The sequence below is a fragment of the Actinomycetes bacterium genome, assembly GCA_035489715.1.
Lineage (GTDB): Bacteria > Actinomycetota > Actinomycetes > JACCUZ01 > JACCUZ01 > DATHAP01.
Genome location: DATHAP010000053.1, coordinates 1 through 23,517, shown reverse-complemented (window position 1 = coordinate 23,517; position 23,517 = coordinate 1). Strand labels below are relative to the sequence as shown.

Sequence of the window (23,517 nt, the reverse complement as noted above, 5' to 3'; positions counted from 1 at the left end):
GACGCGGGTGCAGAGGTTGTCCGGTTCACACTGGCGGGTCACAGCCGTGCTTCCCCCGGGGCCACAACTGCTCGTCCTGGGGCAGAACTGGGACGCCCGGTGGACCGCTCGGCTCAACGGAAGATCGCTCGGACGGCCCGTTGTGGCCGATGGGTACTCGGCCGCCTGGGTCGTGGAAGAAGTGGGCCGCCACACCTTCGACATCAGCTTTGCGCCGCAGCGTCGCGCCACGGCCGGGCTGGCCCTCTCGGTCGCCGGTGTGCTGCTGTGCCTCTACCTCGCCCTGCGCCGGCGGCCCCAACCAGTCCCGGAGCCGCTGCCCGTCGCGGACCGCCGGCCGACGGGAATCGGCGTCCGACCTGGTCGCGCCGTTGCCGGTTGGGTCGTGGCGGCAGCCCTCGGCTGGTTCCTCGGTGGTCTGCTGGTCGGCGCCGTCGTGCTCGCCGTCGCCTGCTGGCACGCCTGGCGACCGCCGCCGCCCCGGTTGCTCCTGCTGGCCGCGCTGGCGCTGGTGGTCGCGACGCCGGTCCTGTTCGTCCTGGGCAACATCTCGCGGTGGGGTGAGGTCACCCCGGAGCTGGTGGCCGCCAACCCGTGGCCGGGGCGGACTGCTGCGTGCGCCGTTCTGCTGCTCTGTCTCGGGGTCTGGCGCGACGAGCGGCGAGCCCCGTGAGCAAGGCCGCGGTCGACAACGGCGGCTCCCTGCCGTACGTCCCGGCACTGGACGGCCTGCGCGCCGTCGCGGTGGTCGCTGTTCTCCTCTACCACGGTCGGGTCGGCTGGGCGCAGGGCGGCTTCCTCGGGGTCGACCTGTTCTTCGTGCTCTCCGGCTTCCTCATCACGACGTTGCTGCTCACCGAGCACGCACGAACCGGGCGGGTGGACCTCGGCCGGTTCTGGCTGCGCCGGGCCCGCCGGCTGTTCCCGGCTCTCGTCGTGGTGCTGGTCGCCGTCTGCGGCTACGCCGCGGTCCTGGCCCAGCCGTTGCAGCGTTACCCGCTGCGGCTCGATGTCGTCAGCACCGTCGCCTACGTCGCCAACTGGCGGGCCGCCCTCGGTCACGATTCCTACTTTGCTCAGTACGCCGACCCCTCGCCGCTGCGGCACATGTGGTCGCTCGGCATCGAGGAGCAGTTCTACCTGCTGTTCCCGGTGCTGCTCATCGGCTGGCTGGCGCTGAGCCGCGGCCGGACGCGCTGGCTCGCGGCCGCGTTGACTGCCGGAGCGGTGGCCTCGGCGACTGCGATGTCGCTGCTGCACGACCCGCAGGTCGACCCGTCGCGCGTCTATTACGGCACCGACACGAGGGCACAGGCGTTGCTCGTCGGTGCCCTGGCGGCCGTGCTGGTGCTCGGGCTGCCCTCCGCCTGGGACCGGTGGGCGGGGTGGGCCGCGGCGGCCGGACTGGCGGTCTTCGTCGCCCTCGCGGTCCTGAGCCGCGATCTGTCGCCGTGGCTCTACCGGGGCGGCTTCCTCCTCGTCGCGGTCGTGTGCGCGGTCCTCGTGGTGGCCGCCAGGCAGCTGCCGCCAGGCTCCCGCGCCGCGCGGCTGCTCGGGTCGTCACCGCTGCGGGTCGTGGGCCTGCTGTCCTACGGCCTCTACCTCTGGCACTGGCCGGTGTATGTCGTGCTGGACCCAACGCGGACCGGGCTCTCCGGCGCTGCGCTGCTGCTGACCCGCCTCCTAGTCACCTTCGCGATCGCCGCAGCGTCCTACCTCCTGCTGGAGCAGCCGGTGAGGCGCGGGACCTTCGCCCGGCTGCTTCCACGGGTCGACCCACGGCTTGCGGTCGCCGCGTCGGCTACGGCGCTCCTGGTGCTCGCCGTCGCGGTCACGGCCGGCGCGCCGCGACCGACACCCTCGTGGGCCGACGAGCTCACCGCGGTGCCGGCCGCTTCCGGCGACCGGAAGGTCTACGTGCTGGGTGACTCGGTGGCGTGGGGTCTGGCCAGCGGCTATCGGGACCGCCCCGGCGACGGCATCGAGGTTCGCGGCACCACAGAGCTCGGCTGCGGCCTCATCGCCGCCCCGGTCGTGGTCGACGGACGGGTCGAGCCGCTGCAGGGCAGCTGCGACGAGCTCGATCGGCGGTGGCCCAGGGAGGTGGCCGCGTACCAGCCCGACGTCGCGGTCCTGATGCTCGGCATCGGGGAACAGTTCGACCGCGACCTGCCCGGTGGAACGGTGCGGTTCGGCACACCGGCGTACAGGGGGTTCCTCGAGCAGGAGCTGGACACCCGGGTGCTGCAGCTGGGAGGCGCAGGCAGCCGGCCCGTGGTGCTGGTCACAGTGCCCTGCCACCAGGTACCTGACACCGGGCTCAGCGGCAACGCCGCGGTCATCAACGACGCCAGCCGGATCCGGTGGCTGAACGACGTCCAGCGAGACTACGCGGACCGGCACGCCAGCGCGGTGCGGCTGCTCGACCTGGACGGCTACCTCTGCGCGGACGGCTACAGCAACTCGTTCGGCGGCGTCGACCCGCTGCGGTCCGACGGCCTGCACTTCACGCCGCAGGGGGTGCGGCTGGTCTGGCGCTGGCTGGGCCCACGGCTGGTGGACGTTGCCGTCAGCTCCGCTCCGAACGGGATCGCCGAACCGGCCGCGACCTCCAGCGCCGCTGGGTAGCGACGTACTGCGCCGGGGCATCCGGTGGCCGGTGGCTGGCCCGCCGGTTGGCGACGAACAGCAGGTCCGAGGACAGCGGCACGAACCGGGTGAAGAATCGGTCCACCAGCGACACCGGGAAGGGGAACTCGGCCGGCATGCCGTGCCGCTCGGTCACCTCGAAGCCGTAACGGTCCAGGATCTCGGCCAGGGCGCGGTGGGTGAACACCTTGAGGTGCCCCTGCACCCGGTTGCCCTGACCCAGCACCCTGAGCCGCCGGCCCAGGGCCACCACGCTGCTGGTCTCGGTGCCGAGCGGCTGGATGCCCATCGGGACCAGCAGCCGGTTGGCCCAGGACACCATGTTCGGCGTCGACACGACGAGGGTGCCGCCGGGCGTCGTCACCCGGTAGAGCTCCTCGAGCACCGCGTCCGGGTCAGGGACGTGCTCGATGATCTCGCCGGCTACCACGCAGTCGAACGAGCCGTCCGCAAAGGGCAGCCGGCGTGTGACGTCGGCGACGACGTAGGTCCAGCCCTCGGCCCGGACGGCCGGCAGCACGTCTACACCGGTGACCGCCGTTCCCGAGGCGTCGCCGAGCCGGCGCGCCAGCCAACCGGTGCCGCACCCGATGTCCAGCGTGGCGGCTGGCCGACGCCGAGCCACGATGTCGACGATCGTGTCGAGCCGCTCGTCGTCGTGCTCGACGTAGGTGACGTTGGAGCGGTAGTAGGCGCGGTAGTCCACGTCTAACCGGCCGAGGGCGAGCGGTCGTCGCGCCGCCGTACGCCTAACAGCGCTGGCCCGACGACGATCAGCACCACGGAGCCGCCCACTGCTGCCAGGGCCGCCCGCGACCGGTGCACGTCGTTGGCCACGCCGCAGACAGCGCGACCGAGCGCTTGGGACGGCGGGTTCGCGGCACTCCCGCACCCAGCGGGGAAGCCGTCCGGAAGCGGCGTGGTACCGGTCGGCACCCAGTAGAGGTAGGCGGCCACCGTCAGCAGATGCAGGCCGAGCAGCTCGCAGACTCGCGACCCCGTGGCGAGCGACACGGGGCCGGGACGAGGCACGGTCACCACGCGGGAAGACCTCCGTCCTGGAGCCCGGCCGGCGCCGGGCGGCGTGAGCCTACTGTCGCGTCCCGGCCGCCGCGCGCCACGCGGCGGCGCCGGGCCGCAGCTCGTCGGCCACGATGACCGCCACCAGGGCAGCACAGACCGCGATCGAGGTGGCCAGCACCTGCTCGGCGCTGCCGTGGAACCACCCCGCGACCAGCACCACCTGCACGGTGATGCCGGACCAGACGAAGGCCTCGGCCCGCCGGGTGCGTCGGGCCAGACCAGCGAACAGCAGCAGCTGCAGCAGTGCGGCGAGCACCCCGAGGACGGCGAACTGCGGCGCCAGCTCGGCCCCGCGCGCGTAGGCGGTGCCAACAGTAAGCTCCAGCAGCGGGCCGGCGAAGAGCAGCGCGCCAAGCACGACGACGGCCCCGATCGCCAGCGTCAGCCCCGTGGTGATCAGCAACGATCGGCGCCGCCCGCCGCGGGCCACCAACATCGGGAAGGCCATGACGGCCAGGAAGTGCGGCGCCCAGAACGCGGCCTTGGCGAAGAGCGCGCCGACACCGTACTGACCGGACTCCTCGGCGGGCAGGTAGTGCCGCGCCAGCACCACGTCGAGGTTGGTGAGAAGCAGGATCGCCGCAGTGGCCGACGCGGCTGCGACCAGCAGCCGCACGTGCTGTCGCGGCCCGTCTCCCCGGCCGGCACGAGTGCGGGGCAGGGCGCCTCCGCCCGTCGTGATCCTCGCCACAGCCACCGCGGAGAGCGCCGTGCCCACGGCGGCCGCTCCGATCGCCCCCGAGACCGACCAGCCGAGCAGCGCCGCGACGCCGGCACCTGCGAGGCGCAGCCCGGAGAGCAGCAGGTAGCTCGCTGCCAGCGCGCCGTACCGCCGGGCCCCGAGCAGGACACCTTGCAGCGCGCCGGTCACCGTGACCGGCAACAGCGTGACCCCCAGCCACAGCACCGGGACCGGCCCCGACAGCTCCAGGAAGGCGGTCGCGAACGGCGCCGTGAGCCACACGAGCACCATGAACGTCAGTCCGAGCACCGCCGAGGTGCGCACCCAGTCGGCAGACCGGCCAGGGGCCTCGGCCGTCTCGCGGGCGACCAGGAGCTGGAGCGCGATCGCCGGCACGCTGCCGATCAGTCCCAGTGCGAGCAGCGATGCCAGTGCGCCGTAACCTCCCGGACCAAGCGACCGGGAGAGCACGATGGCAAACGCATAGCCGAGCAGGTTCGACACGACGGTGGCGACCGCCAGCGCGGCGCCGCTGCGACGCACGGCTGTCGCCGACGGACTCGCAGGAGCCCCGAGCAGCTCGGCCATGCCCCTCCTCGCCAGCGGTGGCTCGCCAGGCTAGCCGGAGCCCCGACGGATCGGACCCGCCGACAGGTAAGGTGCGCCCTCGGCACCGGCCACCGAGGAGCGTGATGGACGTCGAGGCCTTCGCCGCGGAGCTGCCGCGGCGCTTCGACGGTGACGCCAACGCGGAGCACCCGGTCGATCGTCGGTTGGCCGCCGTCGTCGAGCGGGTGCCGGGCATGACCACCGAGCACGCGCTCACCGTGCTCGACCTGGCGGTCGCCGGGCTGGGCGAGACTGAGTGCTACCTCGAGGTCGGGTCTTACCGAGGCCGGTCGGTCGTCGGCGCGATGCTCGACCATCCTGGGCGGCAGGCCGTCGCCATCGAGAGCTTCGCCGAGTTCGGCGTGGACCCGGTGCAGGCCCGGATCGCGGTCGAGAACACGCTGCGCGAGTTCGGCGTGGACGACCGGGTTCGGCTCGTCGTCGGCGACGCCTTCCGTCGACTGGACCGCTCGTCTGTGCCGGCGCCGGTCGGGGTCTACTTCTACGACGGCGCCCACTCCCGGGTCGCGCAGTACCTCGGTCTGGCGCTGGCCGAGCCCCTATTCGCCGAGCGTTCGTTGGTCCTGGTGGACGACTGGTCGTGGCCGCAGGTGCGGTCTGCGACCAGGGCCTACCTGAAGCGGCACCCCGGCTACCACGTGGTCGCAGAGATGACGGTCTCGACCGACTTCGACCCGCGCTGGTGCAACGGGCTTGTCGTGCTGGCCTGGCAGCGTCCGCCCGACTGGGTGGTGCCGAGCGGCTGGGAAGTCGTCTGGCGACGGTGGGCTCACCTGGGCCTGCTCGCCCCTCTTCGCTCCCTCGCCTACCGGGTGCTTGTTCGACACCCGCGGGTGACGCGCCTGGTGGCCAAGATCTACCTGCACGGCGGCACCAGGGTCCCGACGCACGCACCCGACGACGTGCTCGGCTGATCAGGTGACCCAGCCACTGGTCTCCGTCGTCGTGACGACGCGCGACGTCGAGCGCACCCTGGAGGCGTGCCTGCGCTCGGTGCGGGCCCAGGACCACCAGCCCCTCGAGGTGGTCGTGGTCGACAACGCGAGCACCGACGGCACCGTCTCCATCGCCGAGCGGCACGCCGACGTCGTGCTGTCCGCCGGTCCGGAGCGCAGTGCGCAGCGCAACCGCGGCGTCATGGAAGCCACCGGGGAGTGGGTGCTGTGGATCGACGCCGACATGCTGCTGCGGCCGGACGTCGTGAGCAGCGCCCTGGCCGCGGCGCGTCGCGACGGTGCGCGAGCGGTCTCCATCCCGGAGACGACCGTCGGCGAGGGGTTCTGGACCGCCTGCCGTGCGCTGGAGCGGTCGTGCTACCTGGACGACGCCTCCCTGTTCAACCCTCGGCTGCTGCGCCGTGACCTGCTGGCCGAGATGGGTTTCGACGAGACGATGGCCGGCCCGGAGGACGCCGACCTCCGGCTGCGCCTCGGGGCAGCAGGAGTCGTCGTCTCCCACGCCACAGGTGTGATCGACCACGACGAGGGCCGGCTCACCCTCCCGTCCGTGTGGCGCAAGCGGGTCTACTACGGCGAGTCGCTGCCCGCGTTCGCCGCGGCCAACCCCGGCGCGGTGCGGGCGCAGGGAGCGGCCACCGTGCGGGCGTTCGTCCGGCACCGCCGTCGGCTGCTCTCGGACCCGGTGCACGGGCTCGGTCTCGTCGTCCTCCGGAGCATGGAGGCCGCCGGCTACCTCGCCGGCTACGTCGCGGGTGCTGCCCGCTCGTCCCGGTTACGCCGGCCGTGATGTCGACCTGCGGCGTGTGCGGCACGACCACCGCGCCGTGGCGCATGGACTCCCGCAACACGGTCGACCGGTGCCCGGCGTGCGGCACCGTCGCGCGGGACCTGGACCGGGCGCCGGCGGGTGCGCGGTCGCCTGCATACGGCGGCGACCCGGGGCTCGACCGCTGGCGGCTCGCCGCCACCTACCGTCGGCTGCGCGGACTGGTGCCGGCGGGCGGTCGGGTGTTCGAGATCGGGTTCGGCTCGGGCGCACTGCTCCGCCGGTTCCTCGACGACGGGGTCCGTGTCGCCGGCACCGACCCCGGGATGCTCGGGACGGACATCGACCCGGCCGTCTCCTCCGCCGGCGATCTGAGCGACCGACCGGTCGGCACCGGCACGTGGCCGGGCGGCAACGACCTGGTCGTCGGCGTGCACGTCGTCGAGCACGTCACCGACCTGTGCGGCTTCGCACGCGCCTGCCACGACCTGCTCCGCCCGGGCGGTCACCTCGTCCTGGTGACTCCGGCCGCTGACGGTGCCGCGCTGAAGGGCTACCGGGCTCGCTGGTGGATGTGGGAGGACCCGACTCATCTGCGTCTGCTGACCACGCGCTCGGCCCGGCGGCTGCTGTCCGACGCCGGCCTGGTCGACGTGCACGTGCGCAGGCTCCTTCTCGACAGCCTGGCGGCGGATGCGGCCAGCTGCGCGCGGGCCGTGGGGTGGCGGCGGCTCCCGGCCGGAGGAGTGCTGTCACGGGCGCCGGTCCGGTTGCTGGTCGCGCTCACCGCGCCCGCCGTGCTCGTGGCGAGGCTGGTGGTTCCCTCGACCCGCCCGGTCATCGAAATCTCGGCCCGCCGGCCCGCGGCCGCCGGATGACGCCGCTGGGCCGGTCGGGCGCCGCTGGCGCGATCGTCGGACTCCTGACCGGACTGCTGGCGCTCGGGCCGGGCCTCGCAGGTGGATACCTCCTGGCGTACGACATGGTGTTCGTCCCGGACCAGCCGCTGACCGCCGCCGTCCTCGGGACAGACGGGTCGGTGCCCCGCTCGGTGCCCAACGACCTCGTCGTCGTGCTCGCCTCGACCGTCCTGCCCGGCGACGTGGTGCAGAAGCTGCTGCTGCTGGCCGCGTTCGTCCTGGCCGGCTGGGGAGTAGGGCGACTGCTGCCCACACCGCTCGCCGCGACCGCCGGCGCGACGACGTACTGCTGGAACGCCTACGTCCTGGAGCGCCTGGCCATCGGGCACTGGGGCTTCCTGCTGGGCCTCGCCGCGCTGCCCTGGGCGGTGGCAGCGGCGCAGGCCGTACGCCGTGGCGAGCCCCGTGCGGTGCCGGTGCTCTGCCTCGTGATCGCCCTGACCGGGCTGGCGGGAAGTACCGCGCTCGTGCTCGTCTCGATCATGGTGCTCGTCCTGCTGGCCGGTCCCGGTTGGCGGGACCGCCTGCCGGCGGCGGGCTGGGCCGCGATCACCACGGTGGGCGCTGCGGCCCCCTGGCTGGTGCCCGCCCTGCGCGAGGCCGGCTCCATGCGCGCGGACCCAGGCGGGGTGGCCGCGTTCGCGGCCGCGGCCGACACGCCGCTCGGCGTGCTGGGCAGCGTGCTGACCACCGGGGGGATCTGGGACTCCGCGGTGTGGCCGGCCGAGCGGGCCGAGTGGCTGCTCGCGGGGAGCACCCTCCTGTTCGTCGTCGCGGCGGTGGTGGCCGGTGCCGGCCCGTGGCGCCGGCACGCGGGCGGCGCCGGCTCGGCCACGCTGGCCGTCGGTGCCCTCGGCCTCCTGCTGGCCCTGGCCGGTGCGACGCCCGGGCTCGACGCGGCGGTCCGTGTCCTGGTGGTGCACGTGCCGGGTGGCGGCCTCGTCCGCGACGGGCAGAAGTTCCTGGCGCTGGCCTTGGTGCCGCTCGCCGTCTGCGCCGGCATGGCGACCCAGCGCGCTGCGTCGCGCATGGGCCCCGGTGCCTGGCTGCTCCCGTTGCTGCCCGTGGCGGTCCTGCCCAGCCTGGCGTGGGGGCTGCACGGTCGGCTGGAGCCGGTCCAGTACCCCGCCGCCTGGATGGCGCTGCGGGACGAGGTCGACCGGGCCACTGCCGAGCACCCCGGGGCTGTGGCGTCGTTCCCGTTCACGTACTACCGGAGGTACGCGTGGAACGGGGACCGCGTGGTGCTCGACCCGCTGCCCCGGTTCCTCGACGTCGAGGTCCTGGTCAACGACGACCTGCCGCTCACCGGGCAGGTCGTCGGCGGGGAGGACCGGCGGGCAGCACGCGTTCGCGCCGCACTGGCCGGGACCGGTGACCTTGCCGCGGTTCTGGCCCGCGAGGGCGTCGGCCACGTGGTGGTGCAGCGGGACCAGCCCGACGCGGGCGGCCAGGGCCAGCGGCTGGCCGGCCTGCCCACCGTCTGGCAGCGAGGTGGGCTGGCGTTGCTGCGGGTGTCCGGCCCGGTGCGGCCCGGGCCGGACCGGTCGCTGCCGGTGGGGGTGGCGATCGGCGGGCTCACCCTGCTCGCGGCCGGTGGCGCGGTCCTCCTGCCGAGGCTGCGCCCCCGCTGCTAGGCTCGCGGCGCTCGACCAAGACCGCTCGACCGAGCCGCTGACCGACCACTGGAGGCACCCGCATGGCGTCCGGCACGGATCCCGCCGACTCCGGCTTCGCCCTGGTGGTCCTGGCCCTCAGCGCACTCGTCGGGCTCCTCGTGGCGGGCCTCGGGTCCTTCGCGATCGTGGTCGCCGGCACGGCCGTGCCCTCGGAGCCGGTGAACAAGCCGCTCATCACGTACGACACCCCGTAGCCCGGGCCGCCTGAAGCCGCCCGGGCGCCGGGCCCGGAGGCCTACGCCGCGGGGTCGGAGGCCTTGGCCGGGCGCCGGGCCCTCGCGTCGTCCAGGTTCACCGGGCCGTGAGCGTCGACCACCGACCGCAGCAGGCGCTCGACGGCGATGCCGGTGGCCTCCCACGAGAAGCCGGACGCGAACTCGCGTGCACCCTCTCCGAGCTCCTTGCACAGGGCCGGGTCGGCGAGCAGGCGGCCGGTGACCTGGATCATGTGACCCAGGTCGTCGACGAGGTAGCCGGTCTCCCCGTCGAGGACCGACTCGTTGGTCCCGCTCGCCTCCCGGAACGCCACCGACGGCAGGCCGAGCGCCCCGGCCTCGATGATCGCCAGCCCCCAGCCCTCTTTGAGGGACGGCAGCAGGTTGACCCAGGCAGACCCGAGCAACCGGTTCTTCGTCTCCTCGTCGACGAAGCCGTGGAACCGGACCGCGTCCCGCACGCCGAGCCGGTCGGCGTGGGCGACCAGCTCGTCGTGCCAGTAGCCGTGCCCCACCACGTGCAGGACCAGGTCGGGGTGCGTCGCGCGGAGGGCGGCGAGGGTCTCCATCGCGAGCTCCACCCGCTTGTGCGGCACCAGGCGCCCGAGCACCACGAGGGACGGGGCTTCGGACCGGTCGACGACCGGCTCCGCGGCCCGCTCGCGGCCGCTGTAGACGACCGTCGTCCGCCCGGCGTCCACGCCCAGGCCGACCAGCTCGTTACGGGTGGCCACCGACACGACCAGGTGCTGCGAGCCGGCGTAGACCCGGGGCGCCACCCGTGACTCGAGCCACCACCCGAACCGGGCACGCACCGGCCCGAAGACCTCGGGCCACTGCTCGCGGTGCACGTGGTGGACCAGGTTGACGACCGGGCCGCCGGCCGCCAACGGGGCCCAGAAGGGGATGCCGTTCTGCACGTCGACGACGACGTCGAAGCGACGCCGCAGCCGCAGCAGCCGGAGCAGCCCCAAGGGGTAGACGCTGAACCGCCCGCCCCGGCGCAGGAACCGCCGACCGTCGAGCACCTCGTCGGCGGGGGCGCCCGGGTAGCGGGCAGTCACCACCGTGACCTCGTGGCCTCCGGCGGCGAGGTGCCGGCTCACCTGGTCGAGGAACGACTCGGCACCGCCGGCCTCGGGGTGCCCGTGGTCGCGCCAGCTCAGGAAGAGGACCCGCAGCCGGGGCGGCACGGGGCTGCCGCTGCGGGAGGTCATGGGGCAGGAGGGTAATCGGTGCCGTCCCGGTGGAGTGGCCCGACGGGGCCGATCCCCGCCGATAGGCTCCCCGCGATGTCCGGCCCACCCTCGACGAGCATGCTTGAGCGGTCCGGCGGCGTCCGCCGTTCGGTCGCCCTGCTGCGGGCCTTCGCTGTGGAGCAGACCGAGCCCGAGGTGTTCTACGGGCTGCTCGCCCGCGACTCCGTCAGCACCGTCGAGGAGGTCATCCCCTTGGCCGGGCGCACGGTCCTCGACGTGGGCGCCGGACCGGTGCAGTTCGCCCAGGCCTTCGCCCGCGCGGGTGCGCGCTACCTAGGTCTCGACGCCGACGCGGGAGCGCTCTGCGCACCCAGGCTCCCGGGCACGGCCGCGGCCGTCGGTGACGGGCTCCGGCTGCCCGTGCGCTCCGGCGCGGTCGACGTGACCTTCTCCAGCAACGTGCTGGAGCACGTCCGCGACCCGGCAGCGTTCGGGGACGAGCTGGTGCGGGTGACCCGCCCGGGTGGCTTCGTCTTCCTCAGCTACACCAACTGGCTCTCGCCGTGGGGCGGTCACGAGACCTCGCCGTTCCACTACCTCGGTGGCCAGCGGGCGGTCGACCGCTACATCCGCCACTACGGCCGGCCCCCCAAGCACCGGGTCGGCACCAACCTGTTCCGGGTCTCGGTCGCCGACGGCCTGCGCTGGGCGCGGCGCCAGCCCGACGCCGACCTGGTGGACGCCCGGCCGCGCTACTACCCGTCCTGGGCGCGGCGCGTGGTGTCGGTCCCGGGGCTGCGCGAGATCGCCACCTGGAACCTGCTGCTCGTGCTGCGAAGGCGATGACGCCCGCCGACGTCGCCGTCCCGGCGAGCGTGCGGCGGGTGCGTGAGGTGGCGGTCGCCGTCTGCCTGGTCGCCGCCGCCTTCGCCCAGGCGCCCGGACTGGTCGTCGCCGACACCAAGCTGGACCTCGTCCTCGATCCGGGCTCGTTCCTGCGGCGCGCCCTGCTCGCCTGGGATCCGCACACCGGCTTCGGGCAGCTGCAGAACCAGGCCTACGGCTACCTGTTCCCGATGGGCCCGTTCTTCCTGCTCGGCCACCTCGCGCACGTCCCGGCTTGGGTGGTCCAGCGGGCCTGGTGGGCGCTGCTGCTCGTCGTGGCCTGGGGCGGGATGCTGCGGCTGCTCGCTGCGCTCGGCGTCGGCACCTGGACGACCCGGATGGTCGCGTCGGTCGCGTTCGCCCTGAGCCCTCGGGTGCTGACCACCCTCGGCGCCCTCTCGGTGGAGAGCTGGCCGCTCGCCCTGGTCCCCTGGGTCCTGCTGCCGCTCGTGCGCTGCCGGCACGCGGGGCAGGCGCGGCGGGCCGGTCTGCTCTCAGGGGTCGCCCTCGCCTGCGTCGGCGCGGTCAATGCGGCCGCCACCCTCGCCGTGCTGCTGCCGCCTGCGCTGTGGCTGGCCACGCGCCGGGCAGGGAGGGCCCGGCGCCGGCTCGCCGCCTGGTGGTGCCTGGGGGTCGCCCTGGCCTGCGCCTGGTGGGTGCTCCCGCTCGTGGTGCTCGCCGGCTTCGCCTTCCCCTTCCTCGACTACATCGAGTCAGCCCGGGTGACGACCTCGGTGACCGCACTCCTCGAGGTGCTGCGCGGCACCTCCGACTGGGTGGCCTTCTCGCCGAGCCTTGGCGAGCCGAGCTGGCCAGCGGGGTGGTGGCTCGCCACCGCGACGGTCGCCGTGGTTGCGACCGGCACGGTGGTGGCGCTCGGCGTCCTGGGCCTGGCGCGCCGGGACCTGCCGGAGAGGCGGTTCCTCGTCCTGTCCCTCGTGCTCGGGACCGTGCTGATGGCGGTCGGGCACCGCGGACCGCTGGCCCCTGCGGTGCGCGACCTGCTCGACGGCCCGCTCGCGCCGCTGCGCAACGTGCACAAGCTCGACCTGCTGGTCCGGGTGCCGGTCACAGCGGGGCTCGCGCACCTGCTCGCGGTCGGACCGGGCGTGGTCCGCCGGGCATGGGGGCGGGCGTCCCGGGACGCACCAGCCGAGTGGGGCGTGCCCGGGACCCGCCCGGTCGTCGCGGCGGTGGCCACGCTGGTGGTGCTCGCCCTCGTCGGCGCGGTCGCTCCGGCCGTCCGCGGCGACCTCGCCGCGCGGTCGCCGTTCGAGCATGTCCCGGCGTACTGGGTGCGCGCCGCCGCCTGGCTGGACGCGCATCAGGGAGGTCGCACCCTCCTTGCACCGGCGAGTGCCTTCGGCGACTACCGGTGGGGGCACACCAACGACGAGCCCCTGGTCGCGCTGACCCGGTCCTCCCTCGCGCTGCGGGACGCCGTGCCGCTCGGGGCGCCGGGAGCCACCCGCCTGCTCGACGGCGTGGTCGAGGAGCTCGCCGCCGGCCGGCCGTCCGCCGCCCTCGGCCCGGCCCTCGCCGCCGCCGGCATCGGGCGGGTCCTCCTGCGCGGCGACGTGGACCCGCGGGCAGTCGCGGACCCGGTCGCCGCCGTGCGCGCCAGCCTCCTCGGGTCCCCGGGCCTGCGTCGGGCAGTCGGCTTCGGCCCCCGGGTCGCCGGGTCGGACGGCCTCGTCGGCGGGCTCAGCCTCGCTCCACCCCCGCGGCAGGTGCTCGAGGTCTGGGTTGTCGACGGCCCTCATGACGTCGACGGCGTCCGGGCCCTGCCGCTGCGGGAGGCGCGCCGGCTCGCCGGCGGCCCGGAGTCGGCCCTCGGCCGGGCCGAGGCGGGGCTGGCCACCGGGGCGACCGTGCCCGCCACGATCGGAGCCGACGGACGACGGGTGCCAGGTCTGCACACCGACACGCTGCGCCGCCGGCGGCTCGACTTCGGCGCCGCTCCCGGGTCGGCCTACGGCCCCACCGTCCGGGCCGCCGAGCAGCTGGGCGGCGACCGCGCGGCGAGCGACCTGATGCCGGCGCCGCCGGTCCGCCAGACGGTCGCGCGCTACGCCGGCGGCGCGGCGGTGTCCGCGTCGTCCACCGCCGCCGACCCGACCCGACCGGGCTGGCGCGGGGCCGGGACCCGACCCGCCTCCGCCCTGGACGCCGACGGACGAACCTCGTGGGTCACGTCCGACGTGCCGGGACCGCGGTGGCTGGAGGTGCGCTGGCCGAGGCCGCACCGGCTGGGCCGGCTGACGGTCGTGGCGCGCGAGCGCACCGGGCTGGCGGTGCCCTCGGGCGTGCGCGTCGTGACCGACGGGGGAGAGCGGCGCGCGACCAGGCGACCGGACGGGACCCTGACCGTCGTCCCGCCGGCCGCGCCGACCCGGCGGGTCCGGCTGGTCTTCACCAGTCCGACCGGCGCCGTCGTCGCCGTCGACGACGTGCTCGGGCTCACGGTGCCGGAGAGCCTCGCCGTGCCGCGGGACCGGAGCGCCGATGCGAGCACGGACGTCTGGGTGCTCCGCAGGTCGCCGGGGCGCGGCGGGTGCCTGGACGTCGGTCCGGCCTGGACCTGCAGCCCCGACCTGGTCCGCGCCGGCGAGGACGGGCCCACCTGGCGGCGGACCCTGCGGGTCGACAGGGGAGCGCCGGTGGCCGCTCGGGCGACCGTCCGGCCGGTTCCGGGACCGGAGCTGTCGCGGGCGCTGGACCGGGCGCTCGGCTACCGGGCGCGGGCGAGCAGCACCGTCGTCGACCACCCGGCTGCCCGGCCCGGGGCGGCGTTCGACGGCGACCCGGAGACCGCGTGGGTCGCCTCCTCGCGCGACAGCACGCCGACGCTCACCGTCACGCTGACGCAGCCGGCCGTGCTCACCCGGGTGGCACTCGGCACGGACCGTGCGGGAGAGTCGGGCCTGCAGGCCGTCGTTGTCTCCGCCGGTGGCGAGCAGCGTCGGTTGCCCGTAGGGGGTCGCAGTCGGCGCACGGCCATCGAGCCCCTGGCCGGGCGCACCTTCCGCTTCGCGTTCGTCCGCGCTGCCGACCAGCGGCCCGAGCCGATCCGTGTGGTCGACATCGGCCTGAGCGAGCTGGACCGGACGCCTGACGTCGCGCGGACGCTGGTGGAGGTGCCCTGCCCGGTCGGCCCGCAGCTGCGCGTCGGGAAGCAGGCGCTGGCGTTCACGGCGACCGCGAGCGTCGCCCAGCTGGTATCGGGGGCCGCCCTGCCCGCCCTGCCCTGCGGCCCCGGGCCGACGCTGACGCCAGGTGCTCCGGTGCTGGAGGCCAGGGCGTCGCCACTGCTCTCCCTCGAGCAGGTCACGCTCGGCGCCACCGTCCCACCGGCGGCCGGACGGCGGGTCCGGATGACGGTGGACGAGGCCGAGCACCGGTCGCTCGCGGTCGGCCCCGGTGCGTCGTCCCTCCTGGTGCTCGACCAGGGGGCCAACGCCGGCTGGCGGGCGACCGCCGATGGCCGGCGGCTGCGCCAGGTCACGGTCGACGGGTGGCGGCAGGGCTGGGTCCTTCCGGCAGGTGGTCCGGTCGACGTACGCCTGGACTTCGCGCCGGGGCGATGGCACCGGGCCGGGCTGCTCGTGGGCCTGCTGGCGCTGCTCCTCCTCGGTGGACTGGTCGGGTCCGCGCGCCGGGTCGTGCCCCAGGGCGAGCCGTTGGTCGCGGCCACCAGCCGGAGCTGGCTGTGGTACGTCGTCCCGCCCGCCGTGGGCACGGTGCTCGCCGGGCCGGCCGGACTCGCGCTCGGCGCCCTCACCGTGGTCACCGGCCGCCGGTGGCCGGGACTGGTGGGCCCGGCGGCCGGCCTCTGCCTGGTCCTGGCTTCGGTGTGGTCGGTCACCTCAGCGGCGTTCGCGGGCGGCCTCGCCGGGTGGCTGCTGGCCCTGCTCGGCGTCCTGCTGCTGGCGTCGCTGCCCGACGCCGCCCCGCTGCGTGGACACCGGGCGGCTGAGCCGATCGAGCAGCGGGCGCTCCAGCAGCACCCATGACGCCCAGGCGACCAGCAGGCTGCCCGCCACGGTCAGCACGGCGACCGGCAGGGCGTTCCCGCCGAACAGCGGCGTGTCGAGCAGAGCCATGACGCCGTCCAGCACGAGCAGGTGCCAGAGGAAGACGCCGTAGCCGACCCGGCCGGTCCAACGCGCCACCGGGTGCCCGAGCACCAGGGCGACCCGGCTGTCCCGGGCCGCCACGAGTGCGGCGGTCACGACGAGCAGGGCCACGACGCCGTACAGCAGCTCCTTGACGACGCTCTCGCCGGGCGTGGTCGGGGCCAGCGTGCGGGGCCCGGCCAGCGGCGTCACGGCGAGCGCCGCCGTCCCCGCGGCCAGCAGCAGCAAGGTCCCCGGGCGGTCGGCGAAGTCCGCGGCCCACCGGGCCGGGCGGCCGGCGGCCCGCCGGGTGGCGTCCTCGGCGACCGCTGCCAGCAGCATGCCGGCCGCGAACCAGACGGCGTGCCCCGGGAGCCACGTGCTCGCCAGGGTCGGCAGCGCGTCCGTCGCCGCCAGCGCCGTCCACACCACGTTGACCGCGAGCACGCAGCCGAGCAGGCCGACCCGGGCGGCCGGACCCGGAACGCGCCGGACCAGTACGGCCGTGACCGGCAGGAACAGGTAGAAGAGGACCTCGGTGCACAGGCTCCACGTCTGGGTGAAGTCGGCGAGCAGGTGACCGCCGCCGTAGACCTGGGTCAGGGTCACGTTGGCGACCACGTCCCCGACGGTGCGGTCGTCGTCGCCCCGCGCCAACAGGAGCACCGCGAGCAGCGCGACCCAGTACGCCGGGAGGATGCGGACCGCCCGGCGCCGGTAGTAGCGCCCCCACCCCGGGCCGTCGGTCCCGGTCGCCTCGGCCACGACCCACGGCCGGTACAGCAGGAGCCCCGACAGCACGAAGAACAGGGCCACCCCGAAGTCGGCGCGGGCCAGCAGGGCTCCGTGCAGCCCCCGGGAGGTCTCCCCGGTCTGGTAGCCGACGTGGGTGAGCACGACCAGCAGCGCGGCTGCGCCCCGGACGCCGTCCAGGGCGGGGACGGCGCCGGGGAGCCGCCGCTGGGTGGCGCCGACCGGGTCCATGGCCGGGAGGATGGCACGTCGCGCACGGCCGGGCGGGCGGACGGCTACCGTGATGCGCCGCAGACCGGCGGACCGGAGGGAGCAGGCTGGTGACCAGCAGGGCGTTGGTGCGCGCCCGCGCGCCGCTCCGGGTGAGCTTCGCCGGCGGCGGGACCGACGTGCCGCCCTTCCCCGAGGACGAGGGCGGGCTGGTGCTGAGCGCGACCATCGCGCGCTACGCCCACGCAACCCTGCGTCCGCGGGACGACCGGCAGATCACCCTCGAGTCGGTCGACTACGGGGTGTCGATCGACTTCGGCATCGACGAGCCGCTGCCGTTGGACGGCCGGCTGGACCTGGTGAAGTCGGCCCTCTCCCGGCTGCTGGACCGCGACCGGGGCGGCTTCGACCTGTTCCTCCACTCGAGCGCCCCGCCGGGGTCCGGCCTCGGCTCCTCGTCCGCGATGATCGTCGCGCTGGTGGGCCTGCTGCAGGACCACAACCGGCAGACGATGACCGACTACGAGATCGCGCACCTGGCGCACGTCCTCGAGCGGGAGGACCTCGGGATCTCCGGTGGCCTCCAGGACCACTACGCCGCGACGTTCGGTGGCTTCAACTACCTGGAGCTCGCCGGCAGCCACGTCGTGGTCAACCCCCTGCGCATCGGCCCGGACACCGTCAGCGAGCTGGAGCACAACCTCCTGCTCTGCTACACCGGCCGCACCCGCCTGTCCGACCACATCATCGACGACCAGACCGACCGCTACCGCCGGGGCGACGACGAGGCGGTCGAGGGGCTTCGGATGCAGAAGCGGCTGGCGCAGGAGATGAAGGACGCCCTGCTGCGCAACCGGCTCTCGGACTTCGGCGAGATGCTCGGCCAGGCCTGGGAGCAGAAGCGCCGGATGTCCCCGCGGATCTCGACCCCGTTCATCGACGAGGCGTACCAGGCAGCCCTCGACAAGGGCGCCCTGGGCGGCAAGGTCACCGGCGCGGGCGGCGGCGGCTACATGCTGTTCTACTGCCCGTTCAACCACCGGCACCACGTCGCCGAGGCGCTGATCAAGCTGGGCCTCAGCGTCTCCGAGATCTCCTTCGACCTGACCGGCCTGCGGACCTGGCGGGTCGATGGCTGACCGTCCCAAGGAGGGCGCCCGGGCGGCCCCGCTGGTGCGCGCCGCGCTGGCCGATCACGCCCAGCTCTCCGCCAGGCTCACCGACGAGCACCTCGTCGCCGAGGTGGCGGCCGTCGGCGAGGGCCTGGTCGCGGCGTTCGGCGAGGGGCGCAAGGTGGTCCTCTTCGGCAACGGGGGCAGTGCCGCCGACGCCGCCCACCTGGCCGCGGAGTTCGTGGGCCGCTGCACGCGTGACCGGCCGGCCCTCCCGGCGGTCCACCTGGGCGACAGCACGCCCGGGCTCACCGCGGTCGCCAACGACTTCGGCTACCGCCACGTCTTCGAGCGTGGGGTGCAGGCCTTCGTCGGCCCCGGCGACGTCGTCATCGGGATGACCACCAGCGGGCGGTCCGAGAATGTCCTCCGGGGACTCGCCGAGGCCGGCCGGCGCGGGGCCGTCACGGTGGCGATGTGCGGCGCCGACGACGCCGACCTGCGGCCCACGGTGACGCACTGCCTGGCGGTCCCGTCCAGCAGCACGCCCCGGGTGCAGGAGGTGCACCTCCTGTGGGGCCACCTCTGGGCCGAGCTCGTCGACTGGACCCTTGCCGACCAGGCCGCGGACGAGGCGTCGGGAACCGACCCGGCGTGAGAGGGCGGCCGCGGCTCGCGCTGCTGGACCGGGACGGCACGATCAACGTGCGGTCGACGATCCGGCGGTACGTCGTCGAGCCCTCGGAGGTCACGCTGCTCCCCGGGGTGGAGGACGCGGTCCGGCTCCTCAACGACGCCGGGGTCGACGTCGCCGTGGTCACCAACCAGCGCGGCCTCGCGACCGGGGAGCTGACCCGGACCGCGCTGGAGGCGGTGCACGCCGAGATCGAGGCTCGGCTCGCCGTGGCCGGCGCGCGAGTCGACGGCTGGTACGTGTGCCCGCACGACGTCGAGCGCTGCAGCTGCCGCAAGCCGTTGCCGGGGCTGCTCGTCGCGGCCCTCGACGACCGGCCCTCGGTGCGCCCCGCCGACGCCGTGGTGGTCGGGGACAACGAGTCCGACGTGCTGGCCGGGCTGGCCGCCGGCGTGCCCGGTGTCCTGCTCTCGGCGGCGGCGCCGGAGAGCACCGCTGCCATGACGGTGCAGCCGGACCTCGCGGCAGCCGTCGACTGGCTGCTCCGGCCCGACGAGGACACGGTTACCGCCCGGTAGCCGAAGGTCCTCGGGGCCGGTCGCAGGCTGCTACTCTCCGCGCACGATCGGCGCCCGCCCCCTGCGGCGCGCTGCGAGGAGAGGATCCGGATGAGGCGGGCTTCCGTGTACGTCCTGACGGGGCTTGCTGTCTTTCTGGTCGCGATCGCGGTGCTGCTCAGGTTCTACGTCCTCCCGAACGTGCTGGTCACCCCGTTGGACCAGTTCGCCGAGAGCTTCGCGCCTGGCACCGGCACCCGGTTCGACGTGGCGACGCTCTCGGAGGTCGAGAACGTGGACATGGTGGCCCACCGGACCCTGCGCGGCGACGTGGCGGCGAGCTCGAAGACCGTTGGGGTCTGGGACGAGTCGGTGGTGCTCTCCGACAGCGAGGGCAACATGATCAACACGACGACGGACCGGGTCGCCTGGGACCGCAAGACCGGCGAGGCGGTCAACTGCTGCAACGAGAACGTCGACGGCGTCCCCACCAAGCACAAGGGCCTGAGCTACAAGTTCCCCTTCAACGCCGAGAAGACGACGTACCCCTTCTTCGACACCACCGCCAAGGTCGCCCGGCCGATGAAGTACCAGGCCAGTGAGAAGCTGCAGGGCCTGACGGTCTACCGCTACCAGCAGCGCGTCGAGCCGCAGCAGATCGGCGTGCTGGACGTCCCCGGCGACCTCGTCGGCTCGGACGAGCCGAGCGTCGAGGCTCCCCGCTACTACGACAACACCCGCACCGTCTGGGTGGAGCCGCTCAGCGGCGTCATCGTCAAGGGCCAGGAGCAGCAGCACCAGGTGCTGAAGGACGAGGCCGGCGCCGACGCCGTGACCCTGATCCAGGTCACGCTCACCTTCGACGCGCGCACCCAGAAGCAGCAGGCCGACCTGGCCAAGGACGCCCGCTCCCAAGCGGCTCTCGTCGGGACCTGGGTGCCCCTCGGTGCCCTCCTGCTCGGCATCATCTGCGCCGTCGCGGCCGCGGTCCTGGCCCGGCGCGACGACGAGGACGGTGACGACGTCGGAGGCGCCCGGCGTCGCCAGCCGGCCGCCGTCGGCTGACCTACCCCTCACTCCGCCCGGTCGGAGAAGTACACGATCGTCCGGGCCAGGCCCTCTCGCAGGCCCACGGTCGGTGCCCAGTCGAGCAGCCCGCGGGCCAGGGAGATGTCGGGGCACCGACGGGCCGGGTCGTCCTGCGGCCGTGGCCGGTGCTCGACCGGCGAGCCCGACCCGGTGAGCTCGGCCACCAGCGCTGCCAGCTCGGCCATCGAGAACTCGTCCGGGTTGCCGAGGTTGACCGGGCCCGTCGTGCCAGGGGGAGTGTGCATCATCCGAACCAGGCCCTCGACGAGGTCGTCGACGTAGCAGAACGACCGGGTCTGCGAGCCGTCGCCGTACAGTGCCAGGGGTCGGCCGGCCAGGGCCGCCACCACGAAGTTGGACACCACCCGCCCGTCCTCCGCGTGCATCCGTGGCCCGTAGGTGTTGAACACCCGGACCACCTTCACGTCGGTCCCCAGCTGCCGGTGGTAGTCGAAGAACAGGGTCTCGGCCGCGCGCTTGCCCTCGTCGTAGCAGGCACGAGGGCCGATCGGGTTGACGTTGCCCCAGTAGCCCTCGGTCTGGGGGTGGACCTCCGGGTCGCCGTAGACCTCGGACGTGGAGGTGAGCAGCACCCTGGCCTTGGTCCGCTTCGCGAGGCCGAGCATGTTGATGCTGCCCACCACGGCCGTCTTGGTGGTCTGCACCGGGTCGCGCTGGTAGTGGACCGGCGAGGCCGGGCAGGCCAGGTGGTAGATCTCGTCGATCTCGACGTAGAGCGGGAAGGTCACGTCGTGCCGCACGACCTCGAAGCGCGGGTGCGGCAGCAGGTGCTCGATGTTGGAGCGGGTCGAGGAGTAGTAGTTGTCGACGCAGAGCACCTCGTGCCCGTCGTCGAGCAGGCGAGCGCACAGGTGGCTGCCGATGAAGCCGGCGCCGCCGGTCACCAGGACCCGTCGTCCGCTCGTCACGCAGCGGAGGCTAGCCCTTCGCGCACACGAAGATCGCCGTCCCGGGCACCAGCGCGCCGCGCAGCGGGCTCCAGCCGCCCCAGGTCTGGTCGTTGTCGGCCGGCCACTCGGGCTCGACGAGGTCGACCAGCCGCAGCCCGGCGGCCGTGACCTCCCGCACCCGGTCGCCCAGGGTGCGGTGGTGCTCCACGTAGGTGGCCCGCCCACGCGGGTCCTGCTCGACGTACGGCGTCCGGTCGAAGTAGGAGTCCCGCACCACGAGCCCGCCCGGGCCCGGGTCGTCCGGCAGGCACCAGCGGATCGGGTGGCCGAGCGAGAACACGAAGCGCCCGCCCGGCCGCAGCACGCGGGCCACCTCGCGCAGCACCCCCGCCGAGTCGTCGACGAACGGCAGCCCGCCGTAGGCCGAGCAGGCCAGGTCGAACGACCGGTCGGCGAACGGCAGTCGAGCGGCGTCGGCCTGCACCAGCGGGGGACCGGCGCCCTGGGAGCCGGCCAGCCGGCGGCCGGCGGCCAGCATCGCGATCGACAGGTCGAGCGCGACTGGCCGGGCGCCGTGCGCGAGCAGCCACCGCGAGCACTGGGCCGCACCGGCGCCCACCTCGAGGACCGTGGCGCCGGTCACGTCGCCGAGCAGGCCGGCCTCGTCCTCGGTCAGCCCCTCCGGGCCCCACACGAAGCCCGCCGCGCCGCGGGACGGGCCAAGGAACGAGCCGTGCTCCTCGAGGTAGGCCGCGGCCTCCGCGTCCCACCACGAGCGGTTCGCCCGGGCCGACTCGTCCTGACCGACCGCCCGCCGGATGATCGGCGCCACGCCGTCGCCCCCGGCCTCGTCGGCCTCGTCGTCCCTGTCGTCCACGTCCCGAATCCTCGCGTCGTGCGGCCCCCGGCGCAGTACTGTCGCAGCACACCCCCCTCGGCGCACCGCGCGCCCTGGCCGGTGGGGAGCGCCTCATGGCCGACAAGTCGCCGCGTCAGTCGAGCAGCAAGAAGTCCGGGAAGTCGCTGAAGGAGAAGCGGGCCGAGAAGAAGGCCAAGCAGGCGGACAAGCACGACGGCCACAGCACCATCCCGCACCGCTGAGCCGCCGCCCGCAGCGCCGCGGGGGCCGCGGCAGCGCGCGGGCCGGACCCACGTTGACCCCTGATCACGCCGGAGCGTAGGCTGCACGGTGCGCTTGTGGGCCTGCGCGACCTCGGACGGAGCAGGCCGTCGCTCGGTGAGTCGATCTTCCCCAGCCACTCGTCTCGAGAGGTTCCGGGTCCCGGCACGTCGAAACGGGCCCGTCGGCGCACTGTCACGACTTCTGTCCACCCACGGAGCCACTCCTACATGACGGCAAGCATCGAAGCCACCCCGGTCTCGGGCACCACGACCCCGAACGTCGCGGTCAACGACATCGGTGACGAGGAAGCCTTCCTCGCAGCCATCGACGAGACGATCAAGTACTTCAACGACGGCGACATCGTCGAGGGCGTCATCGTCAAGGTCGACCGGGACGAGGTCCTGCTCGACATCGGCTACAAGACCGAGGGCGTCATCCCCTCGCGCGAGCTCTCGATCAAGCACGACGTCGACCCCTCAGAGGTCGTCAGCGTCGGCGACGAGGTCGAGGCCCTGGTCCTCCAGAAGGAGGACAAGGAGGGCCGGCTCATCCTGTCCAAGAAGCGCGCCCAGTACGAGCGCGCCTGGGGCACGATCGAGAAGATCAAGGACGAGGACGGCATCGTCACCGGCACCGTCATCGAGGTCGTCAAGGGCGGCCTGATCCTGGACATCGGGCTCCGCGGCTTCCTGCCCGCCTCGCTCGTCGAGATGCGTCGCGTCCGCGACCTCCAGCCGTACGTCGGCAAGGAGCTCGAGGCGAAGATCATCGAGCTGGACAAGAACCGCAACAACGTGGTGCTGTCCCGCCGCGCCTGGCTCGAGCAGACCCAGTCCGAGGTGCGCTCGACCTTCCTGCAGACCCTGCAGAAGGGCCAGGTGCGCTCCGGCGTCGTCTCCTCGATCGTCAACTTCGGTGCGTTCGTGGACCTCGGCGGCGTCGACGGCCTGGTCCACGTCTCGGAGCTGTCCTGGAAGCACATCGACCACCCGTCCGAGGTCGTCGAGGTCGGCCAGGAGGTCACGGTCGAGGTCCTCGACGTGGACATGGACCGCGAGCGGGTCTCGCTGTCGCTGAAGGCCACCCAGGAGGACCCCTGGCAGCAGTTCGCCCGGACCCACCAGATCGGCCAGGTCGTACCGGGCAAGGTCACCAAGCTGGTGCCCTTCGGCTCGTTCGTCCGGGTCGACGAGGGCATCGAGGGCCTGGTGCACATCTCCGAGCTGGCCGAGCGCCACGTGGAGATCCCCGAGCAGGTCGTGCAGGTCGGCGACGAGATCCTGGTCAAGGTCATCGACATCGACCTGGACCGTCGTCGGATCTCGCTGTCGCTCAAGCAGGCGAAC

General features: G+C 74.1%; 21 protein-coding genes and 1 pseudogene. 15 read left to right on the top strand and 7 right to left on the bottom strand.

Going from position 1 to position 23,517, the window contains the following annotated elements:
- Positions 1–142: 142 nt before the first annotated feature.
- Entirely contained in the window at positions 143–673 is a 531-nt protein-coding gene (locus tag VK640_04710; protein ID HTE72485.1) for a hypothetical protein, read from the top strand.
- Positions 670–2,628, top strand: a complete 1,959-nt coding sequence (locus VK640_04705; GenBank protein HTE72484.1) for an acyltransferase family protein — start codon at positions 670–672, stop codon at positions 2,626–2,628. The genes VK640_04710 and VK640_04705 overlap by 4 nt, the downstream gene beginning before the upstream one ends.
- On the opposite strand, the gene VK640_04700 is transcribed toward VK640_04705, so the two are convergent.
- The 3 genes from VK640_04700 to VK640_04690 are packed head-to-tail and all read right to left on the bottom strand — an operon-like array spanning position 2,570 to position 5,002.
- A complete protein-coding gene (locus tag VK640_04700; protein ID HTE72483.1) occupies positions 2,570–3,355 on the bottom strand; it encodes a methyltransferase domain-containing protein in 786 nt (261 codons plus the stop codon). The genes VK640_04705 and VK640_04700 overlap by 59 nt on opposite strands.
- A gap of 2 nt (positions 3,356–3,357) precedes the next feature.
- Positions 3,358–3,690, bottom strand: coding sequence for a hypothetical protein (locus tag VK640_04695; protein HTE72482.1), 333 nt, complete (start codon positions 3,688–3,690; stop codon positions 3,358–3,360).
- A 49-nt stretch (positions 3,691–3,739) separates the two neighbouring features.
- Positions 3,740–5,002, bottom strand: a complete 1,263-nt coding sequence (locus VK640_04690; GenBank protein HTE72481.1) for a hypothetical protein — start codon at positions 5,000–5,002, stop codon at positions 3,740–3,742.
- Positions 5,003–5,106: 104 nt separating this feature from the next.
- Between VK640_04690 and VK640_04685 the strand changes: the two genes are divergently transcribed.
- The 5 genes from VK640_04685 to VK640_04665 all read left to right on the top strand — a co-directional run bounded on the left by VK640_04685 (position 5,107) and on the right by VK640_04665 (position 9,562).
- Complete coding sequence (locus tag VK640_04685; GenBank protein ID HTE72480.1) at positions 5,107–5,958, top strand: class I SAM-dependent methyltransferase; 852 nt, start codon at positions 5,107–5,109, stop codon at positions 5,956–5,958.
- Between the two features lie 4 nt (positions 5,959–5,962).
- Positions 5,963–6,790: a glycosyltransferase family 2 protein gene (locus VK640_04680; GenBank protein ID HTE72479.1), complete on the top strand. Its 828-nt coding sequence runs from the start codon at positions 5,963–5,965 to the stop codon at positions 6,788–6,790.
- A 14-nt stretch (positions 6,791–6,804) separates the two neighbouring features.
- On the top strand, positions 6,805–7,647 hold the full coding sequence (locus tag VK640_04675) for a methyltransferase domain-containing protein (protein HTE72478.1): 843 nt from the start codon (positions 6,805–6,807) through the stop codon (positions 7,645–7,647).
- On the top strand, positions 7,644–9,326 hold the full coding sequence (locus tag VK640_04670; GenBank protein HTE72477.1) for a hypothetical protein: 1,683 nt from the start codon (positions 7,644–7,646) through the stop codon (positions 9,324–9,326). The genes VK640_04675 and VK640_04670 overlap by 4 nt, the downstream gene beginning before the upstream one ends.
- 62 nt (positions 9,327–9,388) lie before the next feature.
- Positions 9,389–9,562: a hypothetical protein gene (locus tag VK640_04665; GenBank protein ID HTE72476.1), complete on the top strand. Its 174-nt coding sequence runs from the start codon at positions 9,389–9,391 to the stop codon at positions 9,560–9,562.
- A 41-nt stretch (positions 9,563–9,603) separates the two neighbouring features.
- Here the strand turns inward: VK640_04665 and VK640_04660 are convergent, their stop codons facing one another.
- A complete protein-coding gene (locus tag VK640_04660; protein ID HTE72475.1) occupies positions 9,604–10,800 on the bottom strand; it encodes a glycosyltransferase family 4 protein in 1,197 nt (398 codons plus the stop codon).
- Positions 10,801–10,899: 99 nt separating this feature from the next.
- Between VK640_04660 and VK640_04655 the strand changes: the two genes are divergently transcribed.
- The gene (locus VK640_04655; protein HTE72474.1) at positions 10,900–11,628 is read left to right on the top strand and encodes a class I SAM-dependent methyltransferase; all 729 of its coding nucleotides are present in this window, start codon (positions 10,900–10,902) and stop codon (positions 11,626–11,628) included.
- Positions 11,625–13,568, top strand: a pseudogene (locus tag VK640_04650) (alpha-(1->3)-arabinofuranosyltransferase family protein). Before VK640_04655 ends, VK640_04650 begins: the two are co-directional and overlap by 4 nt.
- Positions 13,569–15,533: 1,965 nt before the next feature.
- On the opposite strand, the gene VK640_04645 reads toward VK640_04650, so the two are convergent.
- Positions 15,534–16,766, bottom strand: a complete 1,233-nt coding sequence (locus VK640_04645; protein HTE72473.1) for an acyltransferase — start codon at positions 16,764–16,766, stop codon at positions 15,534–15,536.
- A gap of 89 nt (positions 16,767–16,855) precedes the next feature.
- Between VK640_04645 and VK640_04640 the strand changes: the two genes are divergently transcribed.
- From VK640_04640 to VK640_04625, 4 genes are all read left to right on the top strand, one after another.
- Positions 16,856–17,884 carry a GHMP kinase gene (locus VK640_04640; protein ID HTE72472.1) on the top strand — a complete coding sequence of 343 codons (1,029 nt, stop codon included), beginning with the start codon at positions 16,856–16,858 and terminating at the stop codon, positions 17,882–17,884.
- Positions 17,877–18,515 (top strand): SIS domain-containing protein, encoded by a 639-nt coding sequence (locus VK640_04635; GenBank protein ID HTE72471.1) that lies wholly within the window; start codon positions 17,877–17,879, stop codon positions 18,513–18,515. The genes VK640_04640 and VK640_04635 overlap by 8 nt, the downstream gene beginning before the upstream one ends.
- Positions 18,512–19,069 (top strand): HAD-IIIA family hydrolase, encoded by a 558-nt coding sequence (locus tag VK640_04630; GenBank protein ID HTE72470.1) that lies wholly within the window; start codon positions 18,512–18,514, stop codon positions 19,067–19,069. The genes VK640_04635 and VK640_04630 overlap by 4 nt, the downstream gene beginning before the upstream one ends.
- Positions 19,070–19,174: 105 nt before the next feature.
- Complete coding sequence (locus VK640_04625) at positions 19,175–20,113, top strand: DUF3068 domain-containing protein (GenBank protein ID HTE72469.1); 939 nt, start codon at positions 19,175–19,177, stop codon at positions 20,111–20,113.
- An 8-nt stretch (positions 20,114–20,121) separates the two neighbouring features.
- Here VK640_04625 and VK640_04620 read toward each other — a convergent pair whose 3' ends face one another.
- Both VK640_04620 and VK640_04615 read right to left on the bottom strand, forming a co-directional pair.
- Positions 20,122–21,066, bottom strand: coding sequence for a UDP-glucuronic acid decarboxylase family protein (locus VK640_04620; GenBank protein ID HTE72468.1), 945 nt, complete (start codon positions 21,064–21,066; stop codon positions 20,122–20,124).
- A gap of 10 nt (positions 21,067–21,076) precedes the next feature.
- A complete protein-coding gene (locus VK640_04615; GenBank protein HTE72467.1) occupies positions 21,077–21,868 on the bottom strand; it encodes a class I SAM-dependent methyltransferase in 792 nt (263 codons plus the stop codon).
- Between the two features lie 152 nt (positions 21,869–22,020).
- Between VK640_04615 and VK640_04610 the strand changes: the two genes are divergently transcribed.
- A complete protein-coding gene (locus tag VK640_04610; GenBank protein HTE72466.1) occupies positions 22,021–22,149 on the top strand; it encodes a hypothetical protein in 129 nt (42 codons plus the stop codon).
- A 249-nt stretch (positions 22,150–22,398) separates the two neighbouring features.
- A partial coding sequence (gene rpsA, locus VK640_04605; protein ID HTE72465.1) for a 30S ribosomal protein S1 occupies positions 22,399–23,517 on the top strand: 1,119 nt, incomplete at its 3' end.